Annotated in this window: 22 protein-coding genes and 2 pseudogenes; 17 read left to right on the top strand and 7 right to left on the bottom strand. The window is 62.2% G+C overall.

Features of this window, described 5'->3' with window-relative positions:
- Nucleotides 1-64 precede the first annotated feature (64 nt).
- The 12 genes and pseudogenes from FCN77_RS27100 to FCN77_RS20135 all read left to right on the top strand — a co-directional run.
- Nucleotides 65-582: pseudogene (locus FCN77_RS27100) on the top strand (IS21 family transposase); the annotation flags it as partial.
- Between the two features lie 86 nt (nucleotides 583-668).
- Nucleotides 669-1,037 (top strand): hypothetical protein, encoded by a 369-nt coding sequence (locus FCN77_RS20185; protein ID WP_175417333.1) that lies wholly within the window; start codon nucleotides 669-671, stop codon nucleotides 1,035-1,037.
- Entirely contained in the window at nucleotides 1,034-1,645 is a 612-nt protein-coding gene (locus tag FCN77_RS20180; RefSeq protein ID WP_254678652.1) for an ATP-binding protein, read from the top strand. Before FCN77_RS20185 ends, FCN77_RS20180 begins: the two co-directional genes overlap by 4 nt.
- 61 nt (nucleotides 1,646-1,706) lie before the next feature.
- Nucleotides 1,707-2,906 carry a tyrosine-type recombinase/integrase gene (locus FCN77_RS20175; protein WP_137323696.1) on the top strand — a complete coding sequence of 400 codons (1,200 nt, stop codon included), beginning with the start codon at nucleotides 1,707-1,709 and terminating at the stop codon, nucleotides 2,904-2,906.
- Nucleotides 2,903-3,796: a tyrosine-type recombinase/integrase gene (locus FCN77_RS20170; RefSeq protein WP_137323695.1), complete on the top strand. Its 894-nt coding sequence runs from the start codon at nucleotides 2,903-2,905 to the stop codon at nucleotides 3,794-3,796. The genes FCN77_RS20175 and FCN77_RS20170 overlap by 4 nt, the downstream gene beginning before the upstream one ends.
- Nucleotides 3,797-3,873: 77 nt before the next feature.
- On the top strand, nucleotides 3,874-5,145 hold the full coding sequence (locus FCN77_RS20165) for a site-specific integrase (RefSeq protein WP_137323694.1): 1,272 nt from the start codon (nucleotides 3,874-3,876) through the stop codon (nucleotides 5,143-5,145).
- Nucleotides 5,138-6,094, top strand: a complete 957-nt coding sequence (locus FCN77_RS20160) for a tyrosine-type recombinase/integrase (RefSeq protein ID WP_175417332.1) — start codon at nucleotides 5,138-5,140, stop codon at nucleotides 6,092-6,094. Before FCN77_RS20165 ends, FCN77_RS20160 begins: the two co-directional genes overlap by 8 nt.
- Complete coding sequence (locus FCN77_RS20155; RefSeq protein WP_137323692.1) at nucleotides 6,091-7,134, top strand: tyrosine-type recombinase/integrase; 1,044 nt, start codon at nucleotides 6,091-6,093, stop codon at nucleotides 7,132-7,134. Before FCN77_RS20160 ends, FCN77_RS20155 begins: the two co-directional genes overlap by 4 nt.
- 192 nt (nucleotides 7,135-7,326) lie before the next feature.
- Complete coding sequence (locus FCN77_RS20150) at nucleotides 7,327-7,470, top strand: hypothetical protein (protein ID WP_217496167.1); 144 nt, start codon at nucleotides 7,327-7,329, stop codon at nucleotides 7,468-7,470.
- On the top strand, nucleotides 7,467-8,456 hold the full coding sequence (locus FCN77_RS20145; RefSeq protein WP_137323691.1) for a tyrosine-type recombinase/integrase: 990 nt from the start codon (nucleotides 7,467-7,469) through the stop codon (nucleotides 8,454-8,456). The genes FCN77_RS20150 and FCN77_RS20145 overlap by 4 nt, the downstream gene beginning before the upstream one ends.
- A 109-nt stretch (nucleotides 8,457-8,565) precedes the next feature.
- Nucleotides 8,566-8,688: pseudogene (locus FCN77_RS20140) on the top strand (ATP-binding protein); the annotation flags it as partial.
- 177 nt (nucleotides 8,689-8,865) lie between these two features.
- A protein-coding gene (locus FCN77_RS20135) for an IS3 family transposase (protein ID WP_137323690.1) occupies nucleotides 8,866-10,010 on the top strand; the annotation gives its coding sequence in 2 pieces (ribosomal slippage) (nucleotides 8,866-9,139 and nucleotides 9,139-10,010; 1,146 coding nt in all).
- Between the two features lie 290 nt (nucleotides 10,011-10,300).
- On the opposite strand, the gene FCN77_RS20130 is transcribed toward FCN77_RS20135, so the two are convergent.
- From FCN77_RS20130 to FCN77_RS20110, 5 genes are all read right to left on the bottom strand, one after another.
- Entirely contained in the window at nucleotides 10,301-11,050 is a 750-nt protein-coding gene (locus tag FCN77_RS20130) for an ATP-binding protein (RefSeq protein ID WP_137320909.1), read from the bottom strand.
- Nucleotides 11,047-12,600 carry an IS21 family transposase gene (istA, locus tag FCN77_RS20125; protein ID WP_137320910.1) on the bottom strand — a complete coding sequence of 518 codons (1,554 nt, stop codon included), beginning with the start codon at nucleotides 12,598-12,600 and terminating at the stop codon, nucleotides 11,047-11,049. Before istA ends, FCN77_RS20130 begins: the two co-directional genes overlap by 4 nt.
- Nucleotides 12,601-13,200: 600 nt before the next feature.
- Nucleotides 13,201-14,145, bottom strand: a complete 945-nt coding sequence (locus FCN77_RS20120; RefSeq protein ID WP_137323689.1) for an NAD-dependent epimerase/dehydratase family protein — start codon at nucleotides 14,143-14,145, stop codon at nucleotides 13,201-13,203.
- 80 nt (nucleotides 14,146-14,225) lie between these two features.
- Entirely contained in the window at nucleotides 14,226-15,752 is a 1,527-nt protein-coding gene (locus FCN77_RS20115; RefSeq protein ID WP_137323688.1) for a polysaccharide biosynthesis tyrosine autokinase, read from the bottom strand.
- Between the two features lie 240 nt (nucleotides 15,753-15,992).
- Nucleotides 15,993-16,457, bottom strand: coding sequence for an Lrp/AsnC family transcriptional regulator (locus tag FCN77_RS20110; protein WP_137323687.1), 465 nt, complete (start codon nucleotides 16,455-16,457; stop codon nucleotides 15,993-15,995).
- A 159-nt stretch (nucleotides 16,458-16,616) separates the two neighbouring features.
- Between FCN77_RS20110 and pdhA the strand changes: the two genes are divergently transcribed.
- From pdhA to FCN77_RS20095, 3 genes are read left to right on the top strand one after another with little or no spacing between them, the layout of a single operon-like run.
- Nucleotides 16,617-17,867: a pyruvate dehydrogenase (acetyl-transferring) E1 component subunit alpha gene (gene pdhA, locus FCN77_RS20105; RefSeq protein WP_137323686.1), complete on the top strand. Its 1,251-nt coding sequence runs from the start codon at nucleotides 16,617-16,619 to the stop codon at nucleotides 17,865-17,867.
- Nucleotides 17,864-18,976, top strand: a complete 1,113-nt coding sequence (locus FCN77_RS20100) for an alpha-ketoacid dehydrogenase subunit beta (RefSeq protein ID WP_137323685.1) — start codon at nucleotides 17,864-17,866, stop codon at nucleotides 18,974-18,976. Before pdhA ends, FCN77_RS20100 begins: the two co-directional genes overlap by 4 nt.
- 4 nt (nucleotides 18,977-18,980) lie before the next feature.
- Nucleotides 18,981-20,477, top strand: a complete 1,497-nt coding sequence (locus FCN77_RS20095) for a dihydrolipoamide acetyltransferase family protein (protein WP_137323684.1) — start codon at nucleotides 18,981-18,983, stop codon at nucleotides 20,475-20,477.
- Nucleotides 20,478-21,407: 930 nt separating this feature from the next.
- Here FCN77_RS20095 and FCN77_RS20090 read toward each other — a convergent pair.
- Both FCN77_RS20090 and FCN77_RS27810 read right to left on the bottom strand, forming a co-directional pair.
- Nucleotides 21,408-22,901: a right-handed parallel beta-helix repeat-containing protein gene (locus FCN77_RS20090; protein ID WP_137323683.1), complete on the bottom strand. Its 1,494-nt coding sequence runs from the start codon at nucleotides 22,899-22,901 to the stop codon at nucleotides 21,408-21,410.
- A complete protein-coding gene (locus tag FCN77_RS27810; RefSeq protein ID WP_137323682.1) occupies nucleotides 22,901-23,554 on the bottom strand; it encodes a glycosyl hydrolase family 28-related protein in 654 nt (217 codons plus the stop codon). The genes FCN77_RS20090 and FCN77_RS27810 overlap by 1 nt, the downstream gene beginning before the upstream one ends.
- A 413-nt stretch (nucleotides 23,555-23,967) precedes the next feature.
- Here FCN77_RS27810 and FCN77_RS20080 point away from each other — a divergent pair, with 413 nt between their 5' ends.
- Nucleotides 23,968-24,393 (top strand): TetR/AcrR family transcriptional regulator C-terminal domain-containing protein, encoded by a 426-nt coding sequence (locus tag FCN77_RS20080; RefSeq protein WP_137323681.1) that lies wholly within the window; start codon nucleotides 23,968-23,970, stop codon nucleotides 24,391-24,393.
- 472 nt (nucleotides 24,394-24,865) lie between these two features.
- The gene (locus tag FCN77_RS20075) at nucleotides 24,866-25,240 is read left to right on the top strand and encodes a cupin domain-containing protein (protein WP_137323680.1); all 375 of its coding nucleotides are present in this window, start codon (nucleotides 24,866-24,868) and stop codon (nucleotides 25,238-25,240) included.
- Nucleotides 25,241-25,295 lie beyond the last annotated feature (55 nt).

The raw sequence follows: 25,295 nt of genomic DNA, 5'->3' as shown, positions 1-25,295 counted from the left end.
GGCCACCCAGTTTAGGCTCCTTCCGTCGTGTGTATAGGGCGCACGGCGGAAGGAGTAATCATCAATGGTACGGAAGATCAGAGCGAAGCTCGTGTTGCAGTTGCGCGCCGAGGGCCTGTCAGGCCGGGCAATTGGGCAATTGCGGCATCGCAGGGAATGTCCCGGAAGAGCATCACGGCGGTGCTGGATGCTGCCGACGCGACCGGTATGGTGTGGGACGATATCGCCGACAGCACGGACCGCGAGGTGTATGCCCGGTTGTTCCCGGGGCGCGGTGAGCATCAAAGCGTGTTCGCGCAGCCGGACTGGGACCAGGTCCACCGGAAGATGGCCCGGGTCGGGGTGACGCTGAAGCTGCTGCATAACGAGTACGCCGATTCATGCACTGCTACCGGTGAGCCGGCGATGGGTTATGACCGGTTCTGCCGGACCTACCAACGCCACGTGTTGGTCACGGGGGTGGCATCCCGTGTCGGACACAAGGCCGGGCAGACGGTCAAGGTCGACTGGTCAGGGCCAACGATGCAGTTGGCCGATCCGGTCACGGGCAAGGCCAGGACCGTTTATCTGTTCGTGGCATGCCCAAACGTCGGTGGGAGCCGGTGGCCCCCACAACCCCGGCCGCTGGCCCCACCGGCAATATCAATGGCCCCAAAAGGCAATATCGGGTGGCTTCCAAACCTTCAAATACTCAGCTGCCACGCGATTACTACGTGCGGGTGTTCTCCAACGACTATTCCGTGGACCCGTCGTTCATTGGGCGGATCGTGGATATCACCGCCGATCTGGATACCGTCTGGGTCACCAATGACGGCGTCATCATCGCCACCAACGTCCGGGTCTGGGCCCGGCACCTGGTCCTGACCGATCCCGCCCACGTGGCCCGCGCAGCGGTGATGCGCCGGGACTTCCGAACCCAGCGGGTGCACCGCCCCGAACCCGAAGAAGCGGTACAGGTGCGGGATCTGGCCGCCTACGACGAGATCTTCGGCATCGACCTCGGCCAGCACCCGGCCCTTCTGGAAGCGGCTTCATGACCGGGACACCGTCACAGATCGAGTACTACGCCCGGGCCCTGCGCGCACCACGGATCAGCGACGGCTTCCGCCGTCTCGGGGACCAGGCCAGAGACGCCGGCTGGTCCCATGAGGAGTACCTGGCCGCCGTCCTCTCCCGAGAAGTCTCCGAACGCGAAGCCTCCGGAGCCGCGACCCGGATCAAGGCCGCGAGATTCCCGGCCCACAAGGACCTTGAGAAGTTCAACTTCGACCACCAGCCCTCCGCGGACCGGAACCTCATCGCGCACCTGGGAACCGGGGTGTTCCTCTCCGAAGCCAAAAACGTGGTCCTCCTCGGGCCACCCGGCACCGGCAAAACCCACCTCGCGGTCGGCATCGGCATCAAGGCAGCCAAAGCCGGTCACAGGGTTCTCTTCGACTCCGCGACCGGCTGGGTGGCCCGGCTCCAGGAAGCCCGCTCCCGCGGGAAACTCGCCCAGGAACTAGTCAAACTCCGCCGCTACAGCCTCCTGGTGGTCGACCTATGCCGAGCCCGTGACTATGCCGAGGCAATCCGGGGGCGGTTGGTAAATCGGGTGCGGGCGCTGGGTTTTCTCGTCGGGGCGGGCGTTCTCGTGTCGGCATAGTTCCTGGGGGTGGAGCCTGATCATGGGAGCAACCGTGCTTGCGTGAAGGAGGCGAAGTGCAGTGTCGGGAACGAGAAGGAAGGCCGGTCAGCTCGGGCCGCAGGTCGAGGGCTATCGGGCCTGGTTGGCGCAGCGGGGCTACACACCGGGCACGATCGTGAACATGCTGAAGGATTTGGGCCAGGTCGGCCTGTGGCTTTTTGCTGAACGGCTGAGGACAGAGGATCTGAACGAGGAACGGTTGGCAGCGTTCCAGTCTGCCCGGCGAAGGGCTGGCCGGAGCAGGAGCCCGGGTCCCCGCGCGTTGGTGCCGCTGTTGAGCTATTTGCGGGAGACGGGCATCGCCCCTGAGGCCACGCCGTTGGTGACGCAGTTGGGTGCGCTGCTTATTCAGTACCGGTCGTGGCTGGTTCATGAGCGGGGCCTGGCCTCGAGCACGGTGCTGCGGTATGAGAACACCGCCCGGCGCTTCCTTGAGGAGTCCTCGGCCGGTGGTGTGTTCGCTCCGGAGGCTTTGACCGGGGCGAACATCAATGCGTTCCTGCTGCGGGAATTCGCCAGGGTGTCTGCCGGTTCGGCGAAGGGCCGGGTGGCCGAGCTGCGTTCAGTCCTGCGCTTTCTTTACCTGGACGGCATCACCGGGTTGAGTCTGGGGGCATCCGTTCCTGCGGTGGGTGGATGGCGTTTCGCGACCCTTCCGCCACCAGGGATGTCCGCGGAGGATGTGCAGCTTTTGCTCGACAGCTTCGACCGCAGCACGCTGGTCGGTGTCAGGGACTTCGCGATAGTCATGCTGGTGTCGCGGTTGGGGTTACGGTCCATCGAGGTCGCCCGGATGGAACTGCGTGACGTGGACTGGCGGTCCGGGGAACTCATGGTCCGCGGCAAGGCGCGCCGGCAAGACCGGTTGCCGTTGCCAGCCGAGGTCGGCGAAGCCCTGGCAGCCTATCTGTCCTGTGAACGGAACCCTGCTGCTGCCCGTCATGTGTTCCTGACCTGCCGGGCTCCCCGCGGACCGATCCGCGCCGATCTGGTCGGTGATGTTGTCGAGCGGGCCTGCAAACGCGCAGGCCTGCCCAAGGTCGGACCGCACGGGCTCAGGCACGCGCTGGCCGGTGAACTGCTCCGCAGGGGCGCCGGCCTGGTAGCGATCAGCCAGGTCCTTCGCCATCAGGATCTGGCCACCACCGCCCTCTACGCCAAGGTTGACCTGGTAGCGCTGCGCCGGGTGGCCCAGCCGTGGCCGGGGGCCGTGCGGTGAGTGCGCTGGAGCAGGATCTCGCGGACTACCTGCAGCTGCGCCGATCGCTCGGACACGAACTGGCCGAGGCCCGCTGGCTGCTGCCAGGCTTCGTGGCTTACCTCGACGCTCACGGATCGCCAACCGTGACGATCCAAGCAGCGCTGGAATGGGCGCAGCAATCCCCGACAGGCCAGGTGACGACCGTAGGGCCGCGACGGATGACGGCAGCCCGGGGCTTCGCCCGCTACCTGGCCGGCATTTACCCCGGCACGGAGATCCCGCCGTCGGGTCTGATGCCACACCGGCAACGATGGCGTCAACCATTCATCTACTCCACCGCCGACATCGAGGCACTGATGAACCAGGCCCACCAATCGATCACCTCCCCGCTGCGGGCCGCGACCTACGAGACACTGATCGGGCTGCTGGCCTCGGGAGGTCTGCGGATCGGCGAGGCCATCAAGCTCGACCGCAGCGACGTTGACTGGTCCGGGAACGTGCTGCTGATCCGCGAGTCCAAGTTCGGCAAGTCCCGCCTCGTTCCGCTTCACAGCACCGCCATGCAGGCACTGAGCGCATACGCTGCACTGCGCGATAATCTGCAACCGCGACCGAAGGAACCAAGCTTCTTCATGTCCCTGACACACAAACGGCTCTGCTACACCGTCGTCAGCCAGACGTTCCGGAAGCTCGTCAACAACGCCGGTATCGGGACCGGGGCGCGCCCTCGGCACCGAGACTTCACGATAAGCGGCATTAGGCGGACGGCGGGGTTATGTTCCCTGTCGTTGTGTTGTGGCTGGTGGGCGCCATGCGGGCGGTGTTTTGGGGCGCATAATCCCAGCGTCCGGCGTCAGCGGGCTGACGATTCGAGCCTTGCCTGCAGGGCCCTGTGTGGGGGTCCTTAGAAGGTGTTGGTCGCTGCGGGCACCGATGGAGAATCGCTTTGTCAGTTCATTGCATTAGCGAAGAGTGGGTGATTCTCATGGGAGAAGCAGATGTCAGATCCGCTGTTGGTCGTGTGGCGGCGGTGTTGCTTGAGGCCGGGAGGGCCGAGGCCACGGTCCGGCGCCATCAGGTCGTGTTGGATCGATTTGCCTTGTTTGTGGGCGGGCGGGGTGTGGACTCGGTGAGTGATCAGGTGTGCGTCGATTTCATTGCGAAACAGACTGGGGTCAGGTTGGGGTCGTTGCGTGAACCGGTCAGGGACAGGGCCGTCCAAGCGGTTCGCCGGCCGGTGGTGTTGGTGGCGGACGTACTGGCTGGCCGACCGGTGGAAGTCGACCGGCCGGTGGTGTCTGCGAAGGATGGTTGTCCGAGGATGTTTCGTCTGCTTAGGGACGACTACCTCATTGCCTGCCGGCGGCGTGGCAACGTGGCGGCGACGGTGGTCGCGAAAGACAGGGCGGTCAGCCGGTTCTTGGCGTACTTGGAGGACGTGGGCGCGACGGATCTGGCCGTGCTGGGCGTGCGGGACTTGTCCGGTTTCCTTCTGCGCCAACATGGGCTGCGGCGCAAAACGATCGCGTCGCTGAGGTCGTCTCTGGCGGACTTCCTGGACTTTTTGGCCGTGTCCGGCCGGATGCTGGGGAGCTTGGCGGGCCTGTTGCCGCCGCAAAAGTACGTCCGTCACGAGTCCGAACCGCACTTGTGGAGCGCCGTTCAGGTCCGCCGGTTGCTGGCCGGGATCGATCGTCAGTCCGCGATCGGCAAGCGGGATTACGCGATGATCCTGGCGACTGCCCGGCTGGGCCTGCGGATCTCGGATCTGCGTCACCTCGAGCTGGGAGATCTGGATTGGCGTGCGAAGACCATCACGATCATCCAGCGCAAGACCGGCCGGCCGTTGAGCCTGCCGCTGCTCGATGATGTCGGCTGGGCGGTTATCGACTACGTCCAACACGGCCGTCCCGAAACGGCCTGTCCGAAGGTGTTCGTGAAGCACCGCCACCCGTTCGACACGTTCGGGTCTGCTGCGTCGGTCGCCACCCGGTTGTCCCGGCATGCGGCCCGTGCCGGGATCGAGTTCCCGCCGGAGAAGGTCTGCGGAATGCATTCTCTGCGCGGCTCGCTGGCGGTGGCCATGATCGGCAACGGCACACCGATATCGGTGGTCTCGGACGTTTTGGGGCACGGCTCCAGCGACACGACCCAGGCCTACTACCTGCGGTTCGACACCGAAAGGCTGCGGTGTTGCGCGGTGGACGTCGAAGACGTCATCGACCAGGGCGGGGCCGATGGTGGGCACGATGTCTGAGACGACGCTGCCGGTCCTGGTCGCCGATTTGGTCGCCTTACGCCGCGCGAGCGGATACAAGTTCAAAGTCCCGGAACGGGTTCTGCACCAGTTCGCCGACCACTGCCGGTTGCAGGGCTATGCGGACGGGTCGATCACCAAGGAAGCGATCGAGGGGTTCCTTTACGGCCGCCACCTGCGCTCTTCCACTCTCAGGCGCAACGAGGTAGCACTGCACCAGCTGACCGAACACGCCCAAGGCTTCGGCTGGGACGCCTACACACCGGTGGTGGCAACGCGGGTCCGTGTCCGCCATCAGCCGCCGTATGTGTTCACCGACGACGAGGTGCGCCGCCTGTTCGCAGCGATCGACTCTCAGGCTATGTCCTCGTACTCGAACAAGGCACTGGTCGACCCGGTTCTTTTCCGGGTGTTGTATGGGGCCGGGCTGCGGGTCTCGGAGGCACTGAACCTGACGCTGCCAGACGTGGATGCCAACGCCGGGACGCTGCGGATCCGGGATTCGAAGAACGGCGAGGGCCGGACGGTCCCGATCACCGGCAGGCTTACCGCGACCTTGCACGCCTACATCGCGGCCGCGCACCCCGCTCCGGATGTCAGCGATTACGTGTTCTATGCCGCCGCTGCGGGCAGGCCAATCAATCAGGCGACCGTCTACACGCGGTTCCGCGGCTACCTGGCGGATGCCGGTATCCCTCATTTCACCGGCGGGCCTCACCCTCACTCGCTGCGCCACGGCTTCGCCGTCACGAACCTTCGACGCTGGGCTGCAGCGAACGCGGACCTGGCCGTGAAGTTGCCCTACCTGGCCTGCTATATGGGCCATGCTGACCTTCGCGGCACCCAGTACTACCTGAGATTGACCGCGGACGCGTACCCCGATGTGATCGCCAAAGCGCAAATCCGGTTCGGCTACACCATCCCCATCCCACCCGAGGACCAGCCGTGAATGCCCGGCCTGCACCGCCTGCGGATCTGGCCGGGCGCTGGCTGACGAAGTTCTTCACCGACCACCTTGCAGGAGAGCGAGCAGCCTCACCAAGGACAGTAGCCGCTTACCGGGACGCGATGAAGCTGCTGCTCATCTGGTTCAAAGACTCAGAGCGCATCCCTCCCGAGAAGCTGCGCCTGGCCGACATCGACCGGCCCCGGGTACTGCGGTTCCTGGACTGGCTCCAGCAGGAACGGTGCTGCTCGGCGGCCACCCGCAACCAGCGCCTGGCGGTGATCAAGTCATTTTCCCGTTACACCGCCGCCGAACAGCCCGAAAGACTCGACCAGGTCACCCAAATCCTAGCCATCCGGGAGAAGAATGCCCCGCACCCGGACCCGGGGCACTTGACCGGGGACGAGATCAAGACACTGCTGGCCGAACCCGGCCCGGCCAGCCCACGCGCCATCAGGGACACCGCCCTGCTCGCCCTCGCCTACGACACCGCAGCCCGAGTGCAAGAACTCTGCGACCTCGACGTTGCCGATATTCGCCGCTCGACACCAATGACCGTGACAATCCGTGGAAAGGGAGCCAAAATCCGATACGTGCCCGTGATGGCCCAAACCACCCGACTCATCGACGACTACCTCGAACACCGCGACCGGCACCCTGGCATCGGCACCGACGCGGACCCACTCTTCTACGGACCAAACCACACCAGGTTGACCCGGTCCGGAATAGCCAAAATCCTCGCCCGCCACGTCCGAGCCGTCCGAACGCACGACCCCGGCTGGGCTCCCGGGGTGCCAGTGACACCCCACACCCTCCGGCGCAGCCGAGCAATGCACCTAATCAACGCCGGCGTCAACCTGATCTACATCCGCGACCTGCTCGGCCACGCCGACGTCTCCACCACCGAGATCTACGCCCGCGCAGACGCCGAGACCAAACGCAAAGCGATTGAAAATGCCTACGAGTCACTCTCCCCACACGTCCTGCCCGACTGGACCTTGGACACTTCCTTGCTCAACTGGCTCGAATCGCTAGCCCGCTGACGCCGGACGCCGGACGCCGGACGCTGGGATTATGCGCCCCAAAACACCGCCCGCATGGCGCCCACCAGCCACAACACAACGACAGGGAACATAACCCCGCCGTCCGCCTAATGCCGCTTATGCGGAATTCCGCATAAGCGGCATACCTTCGCGGTCCGCACCCTGCTCAGCTGGTACCGCAGCGATGAGGACGTGCAGGCGAAGATTCCAGCGCTGTCGACCTACCTCGGCCACCGCGAACCCGCATCGACCTACTGGTACCTCTCGGCCGCACCGGAACTGCTCGCCCTGGCCGCGGCACGTCAACACACCGGCTGGACGGCGGCGCGATCATGACGCTGATCGCACCGACACTGCAGATGTTCTTCACCGACCGACTCGCCCAACAGCGCCAGGCGAGCCCGCGGACCATCGAGGCCTACCGCGACGCCTTGAAGCTGCTCCTGGTGTTCGTCCACGGGCAGACCGGCAAGTTGCCTGCACAACTGGACTGGGATGATCTGGACGCGACCACCATCGCAGGGTTCCTCACCCATCTGGAGAATGAACGGCACAACAGCGTCAGGACCCGCAACGTCCGCCTCACCGCGATCCGCTCCCTGTTCTCTTACGCCGCGCTGCGTCACCCCGAGCATGCGCTGCTGATCCAGCGCGTGCTGGCCATCCCTCCGAAGCGGTTCGACAAGCGCATCGTGACGTTCCTGACGGCACCCGAGATCGATGCTCTCCTGGCCGCCCCGGACCAGTCCAGATGGGAAGGCCGGCGCGACAGGGCACTGATGCTCCTGGCCATCCAGACCGGCCTGCGGGTTTCCGAACTCACGGGCCTGAACTGCCGCGACCTCACACTGGGCGCCGGCGCTAACGTCCGCTGCGAAGGTAAAGGACGCAAACAGCGCGCCGTTCCTCTCACGAGCCCCGTCGAGGCTTTACTGCGGGTCTGGCTGGCCGAACGAGCCGGCCTCCCGGACGACCCATTGTTCCCGACCCGCACGGGCCGGCGACTAAGCCGCGACGCTGTCGCGCTGCGGGTCAGCACCCACACGAGGACCGCAGCGCAAAACTTTCCCTCCCTCGTGGGCAAGCAAATCCACCCGCACGTGTTCCGCCACAGCTGCGCCATGTCGCTACTCCAGGCCGGCGTCGACACGTCCGTGATCGCACTCTGGCTCGGCCACGCCGGCGTCCGGTCCACCGACGCCTACGTCCATGCCGACATCACCATCAAGGAGAAAGCACTCGCTCTCACCACACCAGCATCCGTAAGCCCCGGCCGCTACCATCCACCAGACAAGGTCCTCGCGTTCCTCGAGAGCCTGTAACTATGCCGAGCCGCTACTGATCCAGATGCTGCACACCAGACCAAACTGGCAGCAGCCTCGGCATAGTCGCGGGCTCGGCATAGGTCGATCTATGCGGATATCCGCATAGGTCGACGAAGTAGGCTACATCCCGTTTGACCAGGACGCCGCGAACCTGTTCTTCCAGCTCGTCTCCAGCCGCTACGAACACGCCTCCATGATCCTGACGTCCAATCTCCCGTTCGCCCGCTGGGGCGACGTCTTCGGAGACCTGACCTGCTCGCCGTCGGTGGGCTCCGCCCGAGTTCCATTGCATTCACACGGATGCTCCGCCGAGCATGCAACAGATCCGCGATCGCAATTGGGACTGCCCCGGGTTTGCTTGACTCCTGACTTGTGAGGATTTACTCCTTGCAGCAAGGATGTTCACATGCCCAAGCCTTTCCCTGCTGAGTTCCGACGTGACGTGGTCGCGGTTGCGCGGAAGCACGAAGCCCCGATCTCGCAGATCGCCAAAGACTTCGGGATTTCCGAAGCAAACCTGCACAACTGGCTGAAGAAAGCCGACATCGAGGACGGTACCCGTCCCGGTTCGACGGAGAAGGAAGCCGCAGAGCTCAGGGATGCCAGGAAGAGGATCCGGCTGCTTGAGCAGGAGAACGAGATCCTGCGCCGGGCAGCGGCGTTTTTCGCCCGGGAGCTGCCCCCAAAATGAAGTTCCCGCTGGTCCTTGACCTTGCCGCGGTCGGTATTCCCGTCGCGGTGGCCTGCCGGGTGCTGGGTTTCTCCAAACAGGCCTTCTACGCATGGAAAGCCGCACCGGTCACGGAGCGTGACTGGTCTGACGCGCACCTGATCAACACGGCCCTGGATGTCCACCGGGACGATCCGGCGTTCGGGTACCGGTTCATCGCCGACGAACTCCAAGACCATGGCTTCCGCGCCGGAGAGAACCGGGTGGCGCGCCTGTGCAGCAGCCAGCGGATCTGGTCCGTGTTCGCCAAGAAACGCGGCCCGACGCGCAAAGCCGGCCCGCCCGTGCACGATGACCACGTCAGGCGGGATTTCACCGCGACCGCATCGGATCAGCTGTGGCTCACGGACATCACCGAGCACCGGACCGATGAGGGCAAGCTCTACCTGTGCGCCATCAAGGACGTCTATTCCAACCGGATCGTGGGCTACTCCATCGATTCCCGGATGAAAGCATCCCTGGCCGTCTCCGCCCTTCACAACGCGATAGCGCTTCGGGATCCGGAAGGAACTGTGGTGCATAGTGACCGCGGTTCCCAATTCCGCTCCCATGCCTTCGTCAGGACTCTGAAAGGCAACGGGCTCAAAGGCTCGATGGGACGAGTCGGCGCGTGCGCCGACAACGCCGCCATGGAGTCGTTCTTCTCGCTCCTGCAGAAGGACGTGCTGGACCGTCAACGATGGTCCACAAGGGCCAATCTGCGCCTGGCCATCGTGACCTGGATCGAGAAGACCTACCACCGGAAACGCCGTCAGCGGCGCCTCGGCCGGCTAACGCCGGTCGAGTTTGAGACAATAAATACCGGCCTCAAAGCCGCCTAACAACACTCAACCCCGAGAGTCAACGAAATCCGGGGCAGTCCCATTCGTTCCGTCTCGGAGAGAAACCGGGCGGCGATCACTGCAGGCCGGTGTCGAGAAGTCAGAGCGTACTTCTTGACGTCTCCGGACTTTAGGAAGACTGTGTGGAAGTGCCGCCATCGAGTGCCGGACCTACTGAGTATTTGAAGCTTTGAGCGCCACCTGTTCGTGCGGTTCAGCGCCGGGGTTCGTACGAGAGAGCGCCAGCGGTCGCGTGGCCTTGGCGCCGCTGACGCCCTCCGTGATGGTTGCTAGGCGGTTGCGAGTGCTGTGTGTTCGCGCATGTTGTAATTGCCTGTCTCGATCCAGATCGTGTTGTGGATGATCCGGTCCATGATCGCGTCGGCGTGAACGCCGGAGCCGAGCCGCTGGTGCCAGTCCTTCTGCGAGTACTGGGTGCAGAACACTGTTGACGTCTCCCCGTAGCGGCGTTCCATCAGTTCCAGCAGCATGGTGCGCATCGATTCCGTGGGCCGATCCAGCAACCACTCATCAATGACCAGCAGGGTGAATGCCGCATACTTGCGCAGGAACTTGCCGGATCCGCCAAGGGTGTCTTGGGCGGCGACCCAGGCTTCCTCGAGGTCGGGCATGCGGACGTAATGCGCGCGGATACGGTGTTCGCATGCGCGTTTAGCGATCGCGCATCCCAGGTAGGACTTCCCCGACCCGGTGAACCCTTGGAAGACAACGTTCTGCTGCCGCGCCACGAACGAGCAGGTGCCGAGCTGGCTCAGCAGCGGCCGGTCAAGACCTCGCTCATCGAGGAGGTCGATGCGGCGCAGGTCAGCGTTCGGGTAGCGCAGCCCCGCCCGCCGGATCAGGCCGGTGACTTTGGCATGGGTGAACGACGCGTAGGCGTCATCGACGACCAGCCGGAGACGATCTTCGAACGGCAGGCTGATGCTCAGCGTCTCGTCTTGAGTATCTATGGCCTCCAGCAGCTCGCCCGCGTTCATCTCCCGCAGCTTGCGTTTGGTTTCCGTGTCCAGGCGGCTCATCGGGTCCCTCCTGCGTAGTAGGAGCTGCCGCGCACGTATCCGCCATCTTCGTCATCAGGCTCCTCGACGTGCCCGGTTTTGTCCTGCCCGGTGTCCAGGATCGGCCGCAGGTGGGCGTAACGGGGCGATCGTATCGGACCGCGCAGCGCGAGCCGGCATGCGGCTTCCACCCGGGCTGGTGAGAACCTACGAGACAGGCGCAGGACCGCCAGTGCTGGGTCGTAGCCGGCTTCCTCGATGCGGACTGACTCGAAGATCTTCTCGATCACGGTCCCGGTCGCCGGTCCCATCCGTAACGCCCAGGCGTCGATCCGGGCTCGGTCCCAGGCTTGCCAGCTGTGCCCCTCGGGAAGGTCGGCTTCGTTCGTCCGATACTGGTTTGTCGTCGTCACGGGCAGCAGCAGGTGGCTGGTCAGGCGCTCATCACCCCGATAGATCTCGAGCATGGTGTCCGTGACGCGAAGATCAACATGCGCGCCGATGTGGGTGAACGGGACGGAGTAGAAGTTTTTTGCCCAGACCACGTGTCCGTTCCGGCCTACTTTGCGCCCATATGTCCAGGTGCTGATCTCGAAAGTCACCGCCGGCAACGGTTGCAGCAGCGGCTTCTCCTCGGCCGTGAACACGCTCAGCCGGGAGCCTTCCCGCTTCTGGAACGGCTGTCGGTTGTAGGCATCGATCTGCTCCCGAATCCGGGCCCGCAGCTGCACCAGGCTGGTGAACTGCTCCTGCCTCAGACCCGCAATCACCCAGGTGGCGACGTGGGAGACAGTGTTTTCGACGCTGGCTTTGTCTTTCGGGTGCCGCACCCGGCCCGGAAGTACCGCCGCCGAATAATGCGCCGCCATCTCGCGATAGGCGTCGTTGAGGACGACTTCGCCCTCGCGCGGGTGAGAGATCACCCCGGTCTTGAGGTTGTCGGGGACGATCCGCGGGACCGTGCCGCTGAAGAATGCGAACATCGCCGCATGCGCGCGCAGCCACGACTCCTGCCGCATATCCAACGTCGCCTCCACGAACGCATATCTGCTGAACGGCAGGCATGCGACGAACAAATACACCTTCGAGATCTCTCCCGTTGCCGGGTCAACGAGCTGCATCGTCGGCCCGGACCAGTCGACCTCGACGCTGCGGCCGGCCTTATGGCCGACCCGAGACGACGCGCCAGTGACGTTGGCGTAATCGCCGTAAAGCCTGCAGAACCGGTCATAACTCATCGCCGCTTGCCCGGCCCGACTGCACCCGTCGAGATACTCCTGGTGCAGCAGCTTCAACGTCACGCCAACCCTGGCCAGCTCGCGGTGCACCTGGACCCAGTCCGGCTGCGCGAACACGCTCTCCCGCACCCCGCGACCGGGAAACAGCGCCAGATACACCTCGCCCTCAGACTTCTCCGCAACGTCGTCCCAACCGAGCCCGAGCTGATTCGCGGCATCGATCACCGCCTGAACGCTGTGCCTGGACATGCCCTGAGCGAGCGAGATCGCTCTGCCGGACAGGCCCTGGTTACGCAACTGCAAGACGAGCTTCGCCTTGATCTTCCGTACCATTACCGGTACTCCTTCCACCACGTGGCCGTCACGCGGTGGAAGGAGCTTTTCAGGTGGCGTTCAACCGCACCAACACTGGCGCTGACCAGCGCAAATCGTGGGCTCGGACCCCGGCGCTAACCCGCACCACACATGGACCCCTCAAGAGCGAATATTCACTACGGCTGATTGCCACGATCCGTCAGGCCTCAGAATTGCCCATTCCCTGTTTCACAAGCTGATCATACTGAGCCCGAGCTGCGTTCTTCGGACGGGCGCCCCGGGACTTCCTCGGTCTTTTCATCTCTGCCAATTGCAACTCCTAATTCGCTCAGGTGTTGCAACGACCGCTGGACGCCAAGCCGTCACAATGGCTCACTTTTCCGCCTTCATCGACACCCTGCGCCGCCGAAAGAGCATTCTGAACCTTCACAGGAGCAGATCATTCACCCATACCCGAAGAGCCTGCATAGTGCAGGTCGTCTCATCACCGCGAAAAGGCTTGGTTAATGATTAGTGCACTCGTCGATGCAAAAGCTCGGCCGGATTTCCAGCCGAGCAATTGCATCGGATTACGTTGAGGTGCGAAATAGGTGTTGCAACGCGCCGGATCTATGCGAATTAGCGAAGGGTGCTCTTGACCCACTCCAACTGTGCAGCGATGCCATCCTCAATGGAGACGGTTGGCGACCATGATAAATCACTTGCAATTCGTTCGGTCGAACCTCCGGTTCGCCAGACATCTCCTGCGACGGCAGACGTTCTATTTACTCGAAGCGGTGATTCAACTAGTCCTTCGATAATGTCCAGAACATCATTCATAGATACGTTGCTGCCCCCAGCGACGTTGTAGACAGCGCCCGGCACAGTTTCGGTCGTTGCGGCGAGGACATTGGCTGTGACGACATCGTCGATAAACGTGAAGTCCCGAATTTGTCCGCCGGTGCCATATAGGGGCAGCTCTTCACCTAGTTCGGCCGCTTTCAAGAACCGGGTGAAGGCCATGTCGGGCCGTTGCCGTGGACCATACACAGTAAAGTAACGAAGGGAGGTCGTCGGAACGCCAAAGTTGCTTGCGTACAGAGAGCAGAGGTGCTCAGCCGCGAGCTTGGTCACTCCATACGGGCTGACAGGCTGAGGACGATCGATTTCAGTAGTGGGGTATCGTTCGGCGTTTCCATAAACAGACGACGAAGACGCGTAGACAAGACGCTTCAGCGTAGAGGATCCCTTCGCCGCTTCCAGCAGCCGTTGTGTAGCTTGAACGTTTTCCCTCGTGTAGATATCAAAGTCAGTGCCCCAGGACTTCCGCACACCGGGCTGCCCTGCTTGGTGGAACACATACTGAACATCATCGAGAGCCGCCGAAAGGTCGATGTCGTTGAGATCACGTTCCAGAAACTCGAATCCGCTGTTCTCATTTCGCTTAATGTTGGCAACCTTGAGGTCGCGGTCGTAGTAGTCAGTTATGGAATCTACCCCTACTACCTGATAGCCGTCGGCCAGTAGCCTCTTAACAATGGAGCTGCCAATAAACCCGGCGGCGCCCGTAACTAGTGCCTTCATAGACAATCCTTGATCTTAGTTATCCGTTGTTTTTGGAGTAATGCTGTCACCGGAACCGAGCGATCCGATCCCGAGACGGGCTATCTGGAACCGAACCGGCTGGCAGGATACACACGCGGAGGGTGTTGGTTAGGGTCCTGAAGCGTCTCATCGAAGGTTCCGCCTCGCTCGTCGATTGGGCGAGGTCGTCTTGGGGCCTGATCCAAGGCTCGACCAGACGAAGTACCGCTGGAGACTGAAGCTCGGCTGTCAGGTTTCGAATCGTGGCTGTAGTAGCTGTAGGAGTAGGCGTCCGGACCTTTTGTTGGCAGTCGGTTGAGGACAATTCCAAGAAGGTTTGAACCGACCATTTTGAGTGCGTTCAAGGATTTTTCGAGATCCTGATGCCTCAGCTTTTGTGATCCCACCACTACGACGACTCCTCCCACGTGCTGAGAGAGGACTGCCGCGTCCGTAACGGGGAGAAGAGGTGGGGCATCTACAACGATGCTGTCAAAGGCCTCTTCGAGACGCCTAATGAGGTTGCCCATCTCCTCCGAGCCAAGCAGTTCACTGGGGTTGGGAGGAATCTGACCCGAGGTTAATACAAACATATTGTCTTCACCCCAGGGTTGCAGAAGGTCATTGACATCTGCTGCTCCGACCAAAGCGGTCGTCAAGCCTGCATTGCGCTCAAGTCCGAGATACTCGTTGACCATTGGCCGTCGGAGGTCTGCATCGATCAGACAAACGGTCTGCCCTGCCTGGGCCAACGCAATGGCTAGATTTGTAGCTGACGTGCTCTTCCCTTCGCCCGGAAGTGAGGATGTTACGAGGACAGTCTTCGCGCGACCAGATATATTGGCGAATTGGAGGTTAGTGCGGAGTTGTCGAAACGATTCGGCACGAGGGCTTTGGGGCGCTGCTTGCGTCAGCAGCGGTTTGCGGACTGCGTCAGGGTCAAACGTAATGCCGCCCAACAAAGGTGCGTCTGTTATCCGACGGAGATCCACTTCGCCCCGGATGCGATTATCAAGAGTGGACCGCAAGACACTGATTCCCACACCCAATGCAAGGCCGATGAGCAGTCCTAGTATCAGGTACAGCCGCGTGTTCGGAGCAGACGGTGCATTAGGTGCTATCGCGGGTTTTATGACTGACAGAGCTACGGGGCTAGTGCCTCCGTTCTTTGGTTTCTCAAGAGTGTCCACGGCCTTGATAAGGCTGTTGGCAACGGCTTGCGCGATGGCGGCGGCCTGAACGGGAGACTGATCTGCAACTGAGATGTTGATCAGGACGGTATTCAAGTCAGTTGTTGCAGTGACACGCTGGGAAAGATCCTCGGCGTTGACCTGTAGCCCTAAAGTATCAATGGCGGGCTGCAAGACAACTGGGGAATCGACCGTCTTTACGTACGACTGAACTCGCGCCTGACTGAAGGTGTTTCCCTGTTGAAGTTCCTGTACCGACCCTGAGCTTTGTATGGCCACGAACAACTGTGTCTCGGCTGTATACGTGGGTTTGGTTAGTACGGCCGCAGCACCACCAACGAGAAGCCCAACAAGAGTTATGGCGGTTATCAAAATCCAATTGCGGCGCAGGATGCGCAAGTAGTCGCGTAAATCCAAACCGGGGTCCCCCTGTGTCGAAAACTGGGGCAGTCACACGGGACGCCACCAGAACGGCAATATTCGTGCGGTCCAGCCAATTGTACCCGGCAGGTGCTTCGAACTTTCTTTGCGCCGAACGATGACGACATCAGGCTCCGCTTATCAGGACTTCCTTCTGTAATTACGTGGGCGACTATGGATCAAGCGGACGATGCGTGAATCCTGCATGGAGTGGTGGGAAATCCACGACGGGAAGGATTAGCGCGTATCAACATCCTCAAACACCAGAAACGTCTGCGTATCCAGCACTCCGGGCATGGACTGCAGCTGGTCGAAAATCACCCTCCGCAGGTCCACGTTGTCCACTGCCCGCACTAGCAAGATGACGTCAAAATCCCCGCCGACCAGAGCGATGTGGTGCACCTCCGGGATGGTCCGGAGGAGCTCCCGCAGCTCGCGCCAGGAATGTTGCCGCACTTTAAGCGTCACGTAGGCGGAGGACTTGAGTCCCGCCTTAATAGGGTCAACCAGCGCCGTGAACTTGGTCAGCACACCCTCGCCGGTCAGCCTTGCGATCCGCGTATAGGCGTGCGCCCTTGAGATGTGGACGTTCTCGGCCACTTGGGTCACGGACATCCGCCCGTCCCGGGTGAGTTCCGCGATGATGTTCCGGTCCACGTAATCCAGCGGCACCGCCACCTGGTCTGTCTCGGTCTCTGCCATTTGTCCACAACTCCCGCCGGTAACCCAGCTCACACTTACGTTTCGTCTCTCAGACTAGGTCAGAATTCCATACTTCTCCACGATTCTGCATGGGGCTGGATACGAAAGTTCCTTCAGGACCATACTGGAAGCGAATAGTGGCTACAGAAGGACGGACCAATGACGATCTCCGCGGACCATACGGCCCTCGAGCAGGACTCGCCGGAACAGCCGGCCGGGAACCACGTGACCGAAGGCGCAGCAGCCGAGGTTGTACGCAAGTTCGGCATCACGGTGGAGGACTACATGCTGCCGGCCCGCCACCAGATCCAGATGGTGGATCAGGACGGCGCACTGAATCCCCACACCGAGCAGGGCGCGCAGCCGGGACACGAATACTCGCTGCCGGGTGACGCCGAACTGCTGGCCGCCTACGAACAACTGGTTGTGGGCCGCCGCGTCAATGACCAGAACTCCGCCCTGGTCCGCCAGGGCCGCATGGCGGTCTACCCCTCAAGCCACGGCCAGGAGGCCTGCCAGGTGGCTGCCGCCCTCTGCCTCGCCGACGGCGACTGGATCTTCCCCACCTACCGCGACTCCGTGGCCGTGATGGCACGCGGCGTGGATCCCGTTCAGACCATGACCCTCTTCCGTGGCGACTGGCACAGCGGCTACGACCCCGCCAAGCACAAGGTCGGCATACAGTGCACCCCGCTCACCACCCAACTGCTCCACGCCGTTGGCGTTGCCCACGCCGCCAAACTGCGCGGCGAGGACACCGTGGTCCTGGCCATGTGCGGCGACGGCGCCACCAGCGAAGGTGACTTCCACGAAGCCCTGAACTTCGCGGCCGTTTTCCACCTGCCTGTCGTGTTCTTCGTGCAGAACAACCAATACGCCATCTCGGTGCCGCTGGCCCACCAGTCCGTGGCCCCGTCGCTGGCCCACAAGGCCGTGGGCTACGGCATGGCCGGCGAACGCGTGGACGGCAACGACGTCGTCGCCCTTCTCGCCGTGCTGGGCCGCGCTGTGAAGCTGGCCCGCGAGGGCTCGGGCCCGCTCCTGGTGGAGGCCCACACCTACCGCATGCAGGCCCACACCAACGCCGACGACTCCACCCGTTACCGCCAGGACAGCGAAGTGGCCCAGTGGGTGGCCAAGGATCCGCTGAAGCGGATGCAGACCTACCTTACGGACCGCGGCCTGCTGGATGACGACGGCGCCGCCCGGATTTCCGAGAAGGCGGAGGCAATCGCAAGCCAACTTCGCGAAGGGCTGGGCGAGGACGTCCCGGTCGACCCGCAGGACCTTTTCCGGTACGTGTTCTCAACGCCCACGCCGCAGCTCAAGGAGCAGTCCGCCATGCTCGCTGACGAACTCGCCCGAGACGCCGGCACTGGCTCCTCTTCAGATACGGAGGCCGCAAAATGAGCCCCACAGTAACCACCTCCTCCGAGTTCAACGGCAACGTGAGCGCGGCGACTGCCCGCGCCGCCGCCAAAGCAGCTGCCACGGCTGAAGCAACCGGGCCGCAGATGGTCACCATGGCCAAGGCGCTAAATACTGCCATGGCGGATGCCATGCACGCCGACTCCTCCGTTTTGGTGTTCGGCGAGGATGTCGGGATGCTAGGGGGTGTCTTCCGGATCACGGACGGGCTCACCAAGACCTTCGGCGAGTCCCGCTGCTTCGACACCCCGCTGGCCGAGTCCGGGATTGTCGGGATGGCCGTGGGGATGGCCATGAACGGCATGCGCCCGGTGATCGAAATGCAGTTCGATGCCTTCGCCTACCCGGCCTTCGAGCAGATCGTCAGCCACGTTGCCAAGATGCACAACCGGACAAAGGGCGCCGTCAAGCTGCCCATCGTCATCCGCGTCCCATACGCGGGCGGAATCGGGGGAGTGGAGCACCACTGCGATTCCTCCGAGTCCTACTACGCCCACACCGCGGGCCTGAAGGTCTTCACCCCGGCCACCGTGGCCGACGGCTACCGCATGCTCCGCGAAGCCATCGACTCCGATGACCCTGTGATGTTCATGGAGCCCAAGAAGCTCTACTGGTCCAAGGACCTGGTCGACCTTGAAGGGCTGCGCGCCGAGCACACCTCCAACACGGAGCGGGGGACCTCCTCGGAAGGCCGCGCCGCCGTCGCCCGCCCCGGCACCGATGCGACCCTGATCGCCTACGGTCCGTCCGTTCCCGCAGCGCTGGCCGCGGCAGCCGCGGCGGCAGAGGAAGGTCGCTCACTGGAAGTGATCGACGTCCGCTCCATTGTGCCGTTCGATGACGAGACAGTGTGCGCGTCTGTCCGTAAGACCGGCCGTGCCGTGGTCATCGCCGAGGCGCATGGCTTCGCGTCGGTGTCTTCGGAGATCGTCGCCCGGGTCCAGGAGCGTTGCTTCCATTACCTGGCCGCACCGATTAGGCGCGTCACCGGTTTCGATGTGCCCTACCCGGCGCCGAAACTTGAGCACTACTACCTGCCCGGCGTGGACCGCATCCTCGACGCCGTTGACGACCTCCAGTGGGAAGACTGATCAGATGAGCGAAACGAAAGTGTTCCTGCTGCCGGACCTGGGTGAGGGCCTCACCGAAGCCGAGCTCGTGAACTGGCTTGTGGCCGTGGGCGACGAAATCCGAGTCGACCAGCCAATCGCCGAGGTGGAGACGGCCAAGTCCATGGTGGAGGTCCCTTCGCCGTACGCCGGCACCGTCGCAGTGCTCCACGGCGTGCCGGGCCAGACCCTTGACGTGGGCAAGCCGCTGATCTCGGTCACGCCCATCGGTACTGCGGTTGCTGAATCTAAGTCTTCGGCGGCCCAGCCCGTCGAAACTCAGGACGCTGAAACCGCCGCAGCCGAGGCGTACCGGGATGAGGAAAAGGCCGGCTCCGGCAACGTCCTCATCGGCTATGGGACGCCAGGCGGACACGGCGTCGCCCGCCGCACGCGCGTCCGCAAGCAGCCGGCCGGCGGGGCCGCTGGGACGGGCACTGTTGCAACCAAGATCAGCGACGCAGAGAAAGCCGCCGACGATCTCCTGCTCATGCGCACCCGCGTGCCGGGCAAACTCGGAGCCGTGATTTCACCGCTGGTCCGCAGGATGGCCCGCGACCATGGAGTTGACTTGGGGGGACTCCAAGGTTCGGGAGCTAGCGGGCTGATCATGCGCAAGGATGTCGAAGCGGCAATTGCTCCCAGTCCGACCGTTGAGCCACACCGAGTGGCTGAGCCTGCCGAAACCCGACGTCCGATCGTTGCGCCGCGCTCGCTGGTCGAGCCCGTGGAGGTTGGTGCGGAAACTGACTCCCGCACGGGACTCGGCATCACAGCCAGAACCCCCGTCCGGGGCATTCGCAAGGCAGTGGCCGCGAACATGACCCGCAGCCGCTCGGAGATTCCAGAGGCCACGGTTTGGGTCGACGTGGATGCCACCGCCCTCGTGGAGATGCGTGCCGCCTTGAAAAATTCGGACCCGCACAACACCCCAGGCCTGCTGGCATTCATCGCGCGGTTCGTCACCGCTGGACTGAAGAAGTACCCGGAACTGAACACCCGAATTGTCACCACGGAGGACGCTGCCGGCGGGGACAGCCAGGAGATCGTCGCATTCGACGGAGTCAACCTGGGCTTCGCAGCCCAGACAGACCGCGGACTGATGGTGCCGTCCATTCGCCATGCAGACAAGATGAGCGCCCGTGAACTGGATGCCGAAATTCGCCGCCTCACCGAGGTCGTCCGGAAGGGCAAAGCAACGCCGTCGGAGCTGGGCAGCGGCACCTTCACGCTGAACAACTACGGCGTGTTTGGTGTGGACGGCTCTGCTGCAATCATCAACCACCCGGAAGTAGGCATTCTGGGCGTTGGACGGATCATAGACAAGCCCTGGGTCCTCAACGGAGACCTTGCCGTCCGTAGAGTCACCGAGCTGACGCTCACATTCGACCACCGCGTCTGCGACGGCGGAACGGCGGGGGGATTCCTCCGCTACGTTGCTGATGCGATTGAGACCCCGGGGTCCGTGCTGGCTGATATGTAGGACCCCGTTTTGCTTGTGGCCTGCTTCATTGGATGTTGCAGGCATTCTCAGAGGACTCGCTGACGGCTACGGGAAGCCGTTGGCGTCGACTGCCGGAATGTGGAAGCGCACCCAACCGGTCGTATGGCACTCGAGTCCTGGGTCGTGACCGTGTGCAACACAAGAGATAAAATCGAAGCCGGGTGAGCTAAACAGGGTTATTCAAATGTGCTTTGCTCAGGTGTCCTCGAATGCCAACGACATTGTGGATGCTGCCGCACCTCGGTGGGCTTACAAGAATCAGGAATTGGTAGTTCTCTACTATGCATTGACTGCTCGCGTGCGTCACCGGCATGCCCCGCTGTGCAGTCGCCTACGCTGGTACATGACGGAGCAGGCATTTCTCCTGACGACTGCACTCGGGCATGAGTCCCGCGCCATAGTACAATTATTGGCTGGGCTTTTGGGATTGTGCAGCGTATTCGTCAATTCGGCTCACGCTGAAGCACCGGCTGTTCATGTGGAACGATCAAGTCACGATGATTTCCATAGAACGCCTGATGGGAATGCCGACCAGCGCCATCGACCACGATAATCAAGTAACGCGCCAAGAGCCCAGATCCAGACATTAACGCTGGTGAATCTTGTCAGATCTTTTCTTTCGTTCCGCTTTTTGGGGCGGATCAGAATGTCCGTATGCATGCTATTTCGCTTGGCTTTTTCGCTCTGGTCAACCTCTCGCTGTCGGTGTTTTTGCTGGGCGGGACATTGTAGGGGTACCGTGCAAAAAATGTCCGTCGTGAGTGAGGGAAGCGCGATGTTGGGTGGAGTGGTAGTCGAGCCCTCTGCCACCAGGAGTTGGCACCTCGATGGCAGACCAGTCGGGTTGGTGTTCAGTTAGGGGAGAAAACCGGATCTATGTGGTCTGGTCGGGAGGGCTGGCGGGGACCCCTACTTCGCGCTCCAACCCGTGTTGCCGGTTCCGGATTCCTTTACATACAACGTAGTTGCCGCGCCTCCGTCCGAGCGGAAGTAGACCGATCCGACAGGCGCCGCAACCACTCCTTCAGGTGTCCCCGCACCGGACATGCGGCGTACACCTGCATAATCCTGGTCATAGTTGCTGCGCGTCGTGCCGGATTCCTTGTTCCCCCGTTTGATAAACACGGTCGGCGTAGTGGCTAGGTCGATGCCGCTGCCATTGTTGCCCAGCAAGTCGTTGCCAACAAACGTGAGGTCACCGCCAACACCGACATGTATGCCGTGCGTCTGGGTTTTGCTGCCGCTGTTCCTCGAGTCGTAGCAGTTGTTTCCGCTGACCGTGGCAGAGTTGTCGGTACGGATCAGGATCCCGGCGCCGTTCGGGTTGGTTCCCGCGCCAGCTGTTCCATTGTTGTAGGACAAATTGTTATTCACCTGTGCGCGCACAGTGTAGTAGCTGCGGATACCGCCGCCCTTGTTGCCGGTCAGAATATTCCCATTCACTGTGCAGGCGATCACGTTCCGGACTTCCGAAACGCCGTCAAGGTCAATGCCGTAGTCGGTGATGAGTGTCCCGTTATCGTGAACGTGGTTTCCGTCGACATGGCACCCACTGATGTCACTACAGTAAACGCCTACAGCGGGGGAATCGGAAACCGTGTTGCCACTCACGGTGCAGTTGTCGGAACCAGTGAAGCGGATACCCCACCTTGGCTGCGTGGCGTCACCAACGGCCCCGCCCCTGCGCACAACGTTCCCGGTTATAGCTACGTTCCTGTTCCGCCATCCGCCTACGCCGCCAGGCCCGTTACCTGACGTAGTGTCGGCGGCAACGGAAATGCCGTGCGAGAAGGTCGAATCCACGACGTTCCCTGTGCAGGTGGAGTCTTCGAGCCCGTGAAGGAAAATGCCACGTCCTGCCCCGTTGCTGTAGTTCACGGTAACGTTCGTCACCGTCACACTGGCTGCATCCGCCAACGTAACTTGGGTATCGACCTGGAAAGACGCGATCTTAGATATATGGGTTATACCCGAGGCACCCGCCCCGGGGACAGCCATGAACTTGTTTACATCCGATGATGTGAAGCCGCTACCTGTCACGGCGGCGGAACCTGCCGTCATTGACGCAGTGGTGGCTGCTCCGATGTAGCTGCCCTGCCCGAAAATCGTGTTTCCCACTATAGCGATCCTGTGCGGGCGGCCTTGCGTGTTGCGGGTCGCGCTGTCCGCGTAGGCGTGGACAGCAATCGCGTCGTCACCAACTCCGTTGATCAAGTTCCCGCTGACATGAATATCTTCTAGCGGCCATTCAAGGTACGGGCCTCCAGTGATACCGTCACGCCCGCAATCAAGGATGAAATTGTTGATGAACCGTCCACGCCGCATGCCTTGGTAGGCCATCGCGATTCCGGGCACGTGGTAAAAGCGCAAGCCTTCGCAGAGGAAGTCGTCTACCCTGCGCATCAAAACACCCGCCGCGGGCCTTGGGGGCCTTGCCCGAACGGTCCTCCCGTGTAGGCGCTTTCGATGCTAAAGCGTCGGAGCGAGATGTCAGAGTTACCCGTTGTCTGGGAATTGTTCTTGATGAAAACGGAGCCGCCTGCCGAGGTTGTCCAAGAGAAGTAGAGGACTGACCGGAGGCTTGCCCCTTCGATGGTCACGTTTGAGGGGATTGATATTGGGGTGAAGCAGACGAATCGGCCTTCGGGGACGAACACCGTTCCTCGGCCCGCAATTCCGGCTGCGGTGATCGCTGCCTGGATCGCTGGCTGGTCGTCGGTTACGCCATCCCCTTTGGCCCCATAATCTCTGACGTCGAAAACCGCCTTGCGTCCATAAGTGGCAGAAAGGTCAGGAAGCTGGGAAGGCGGGATCTTCGAAGCTGCGTCCAAGGTTGCCACACCCGAGGGGGCGCCCTTTTCCGAAACCGGAACGTATGAGTTGGGCGGGCTCTTATCCCCTGAAGCGGCTTGGGCGCTATTGGCACTAATAACTGAAAATGCGGAAGCGCCAGTGAGCGCAGTTACTAGGGTTCCGAATCTGAGAAGTCCCCGGCGCTTTACACCGGTGTCGTTTTGGGACGCCGGCTGATCCTTCTTGCCACTTTCGCTAGCCATGTGTAGAAGCTATGTCCCCAAAATTGCATAAACCACCGTGGAGATTACGCGTTTAATTGACAGCGAGTACTTGGTTTATGCCAATGTTACTCAGTTAGCGTGAAGTCGCTCAGAGTGTTGATTGTCAACTTGCGCGTAGTCAAAAGGGCGGATGGGCAGCGAGTGCTTGAGATAAACAAGATCCCCCAGGGGCTACCTCGGCAACACAGGAACAAGTTATTCGTTATCACGGACGGGACTGGGAGCATCGCCAGGGCTGCTTACAAGCTCGGCCTTAGCTGGAACGGGCGCAGGCAGTGGACACTTGAAGCGGCGCCCGTGTCCCTCAACCGCTACTTCGCCACCAAGGACGAACTGGTGGACGCGCTGCTAAACAGGGTCCTGGGCCGGTTCGCCCCGCCGCCCGAAACCGCATGCTCGCCGGAGGACCTGCTGCGTTTGCGCGGAACCACCGCCGGCTGCTCCGGGACCATCCGTGGGCCATCACGCCGCTGATCGGGCGCCCGTATCCGGGGCCCGACGCGCTGTCCATCGGGGAAGCTGCGCTGCGCATCCTGCAGCGTGCGGGTAATACGGGGGATCCCGCCGTCGCCGCGTTTAGCGGCATTGTGGTACTGAACTATGGCTGGTCCTCCTTCGTCCTGGCCCGCGAGGTCGCCGAAGCGGCAACTGACGGGGGCGGCGTGCGACTGCCGCCGGCGCCGGCGCCACCGGAGTTTCCCCTCACGGCGGCCGTGTCGGGTCCCATGAACCGCTACGGGAGCGAGGGGCACAACGAGCTGACGCTCAAGCAACTGCTTGCCGGAATCGAAGCGGACAGCCGGCATCTCACCCGCTGAGCTCTGTGGCCCCGGAATCTTGAGCGAATCGCCGGGTGATCTTCAGCCAAAGCTGAGTTTGGGTGCATAGGCTCAGTGCACACTCCAGGCGAAAGGTGCTGAAATGACCATTACCAGCTATCTCATGGGACTGTCGATCATGCTCGTCCCTACGGTCGCGGCCCTCGGTGCGGCCGCCGTCCTGATTCGGTTCCGTTCCGGCCGTTAGGATTCCGCGGGGTTACGGATCCGGCCGATCACGCCATCCGCGCTCGCGACGTTTCGCGCGCGAAGGACGCTGCTGACAAGTGAATGATCAGCGGCCTCGCATATTGACACGGCCTGCCGCTGAGAGCACGCTGAGAGCGCAACGCGCGTCCTTGGCGGGAGCTGAACGGACATCGGCCCGTGCCTGCCGAACTCTCTTTCTCGGAGCATCTGATCGAGCCTCCGGATGAACAGTTGTAATCACTCCGCATTGAGGAGGGCAAAAATGCCCGCAGTGACTGTCAAGGCCCTTGAGTCGAAGTCATTTAACGAACCCGACGAAAAGCGCCGACCGCCGAAGACTGAGGTTGACGTGGTCACCGTGGGTGATACCACCTTGGGCAGGTTCACTTTTGAGCCAGGCTGGCGGTGGTCCGAGACCGTCAAGACTGTGGTCAACACCGAAAGCTGCCAGAACAACCACCTGGGGTTCTGCACCGCCGGAACGATAACGGTGCAGATGGACGACGGAACGCGCACCACAATTCACGCAGGCGACGCCTATACCATTCCGGCCGGCCATGATGCCTGGGTGGAAGGTGATGAGACGTTTGTGGGCTACGAAATCATGAGTGCGGCCACCTTCGCCAAGCCTGCCTAGTCCCCGAACAACGAAAACGTGAGCACCGGCCGACTGTGTTGGCCGATGCTCTCTC

Source organism: Arthrobacter sp. 24S4-2, assembly GCF_005280255.1.
Lineage (GTDB): Bacteria > Actinomycetota > Actinomycetes > Actinomycetales > Micrococcaceae > Arthrobacter.
The sequence above is the reverse complement of the archived record's forward strand: the minus strand, read 5'-3'. Positions and strand labels throughout refer to the sequence as shown.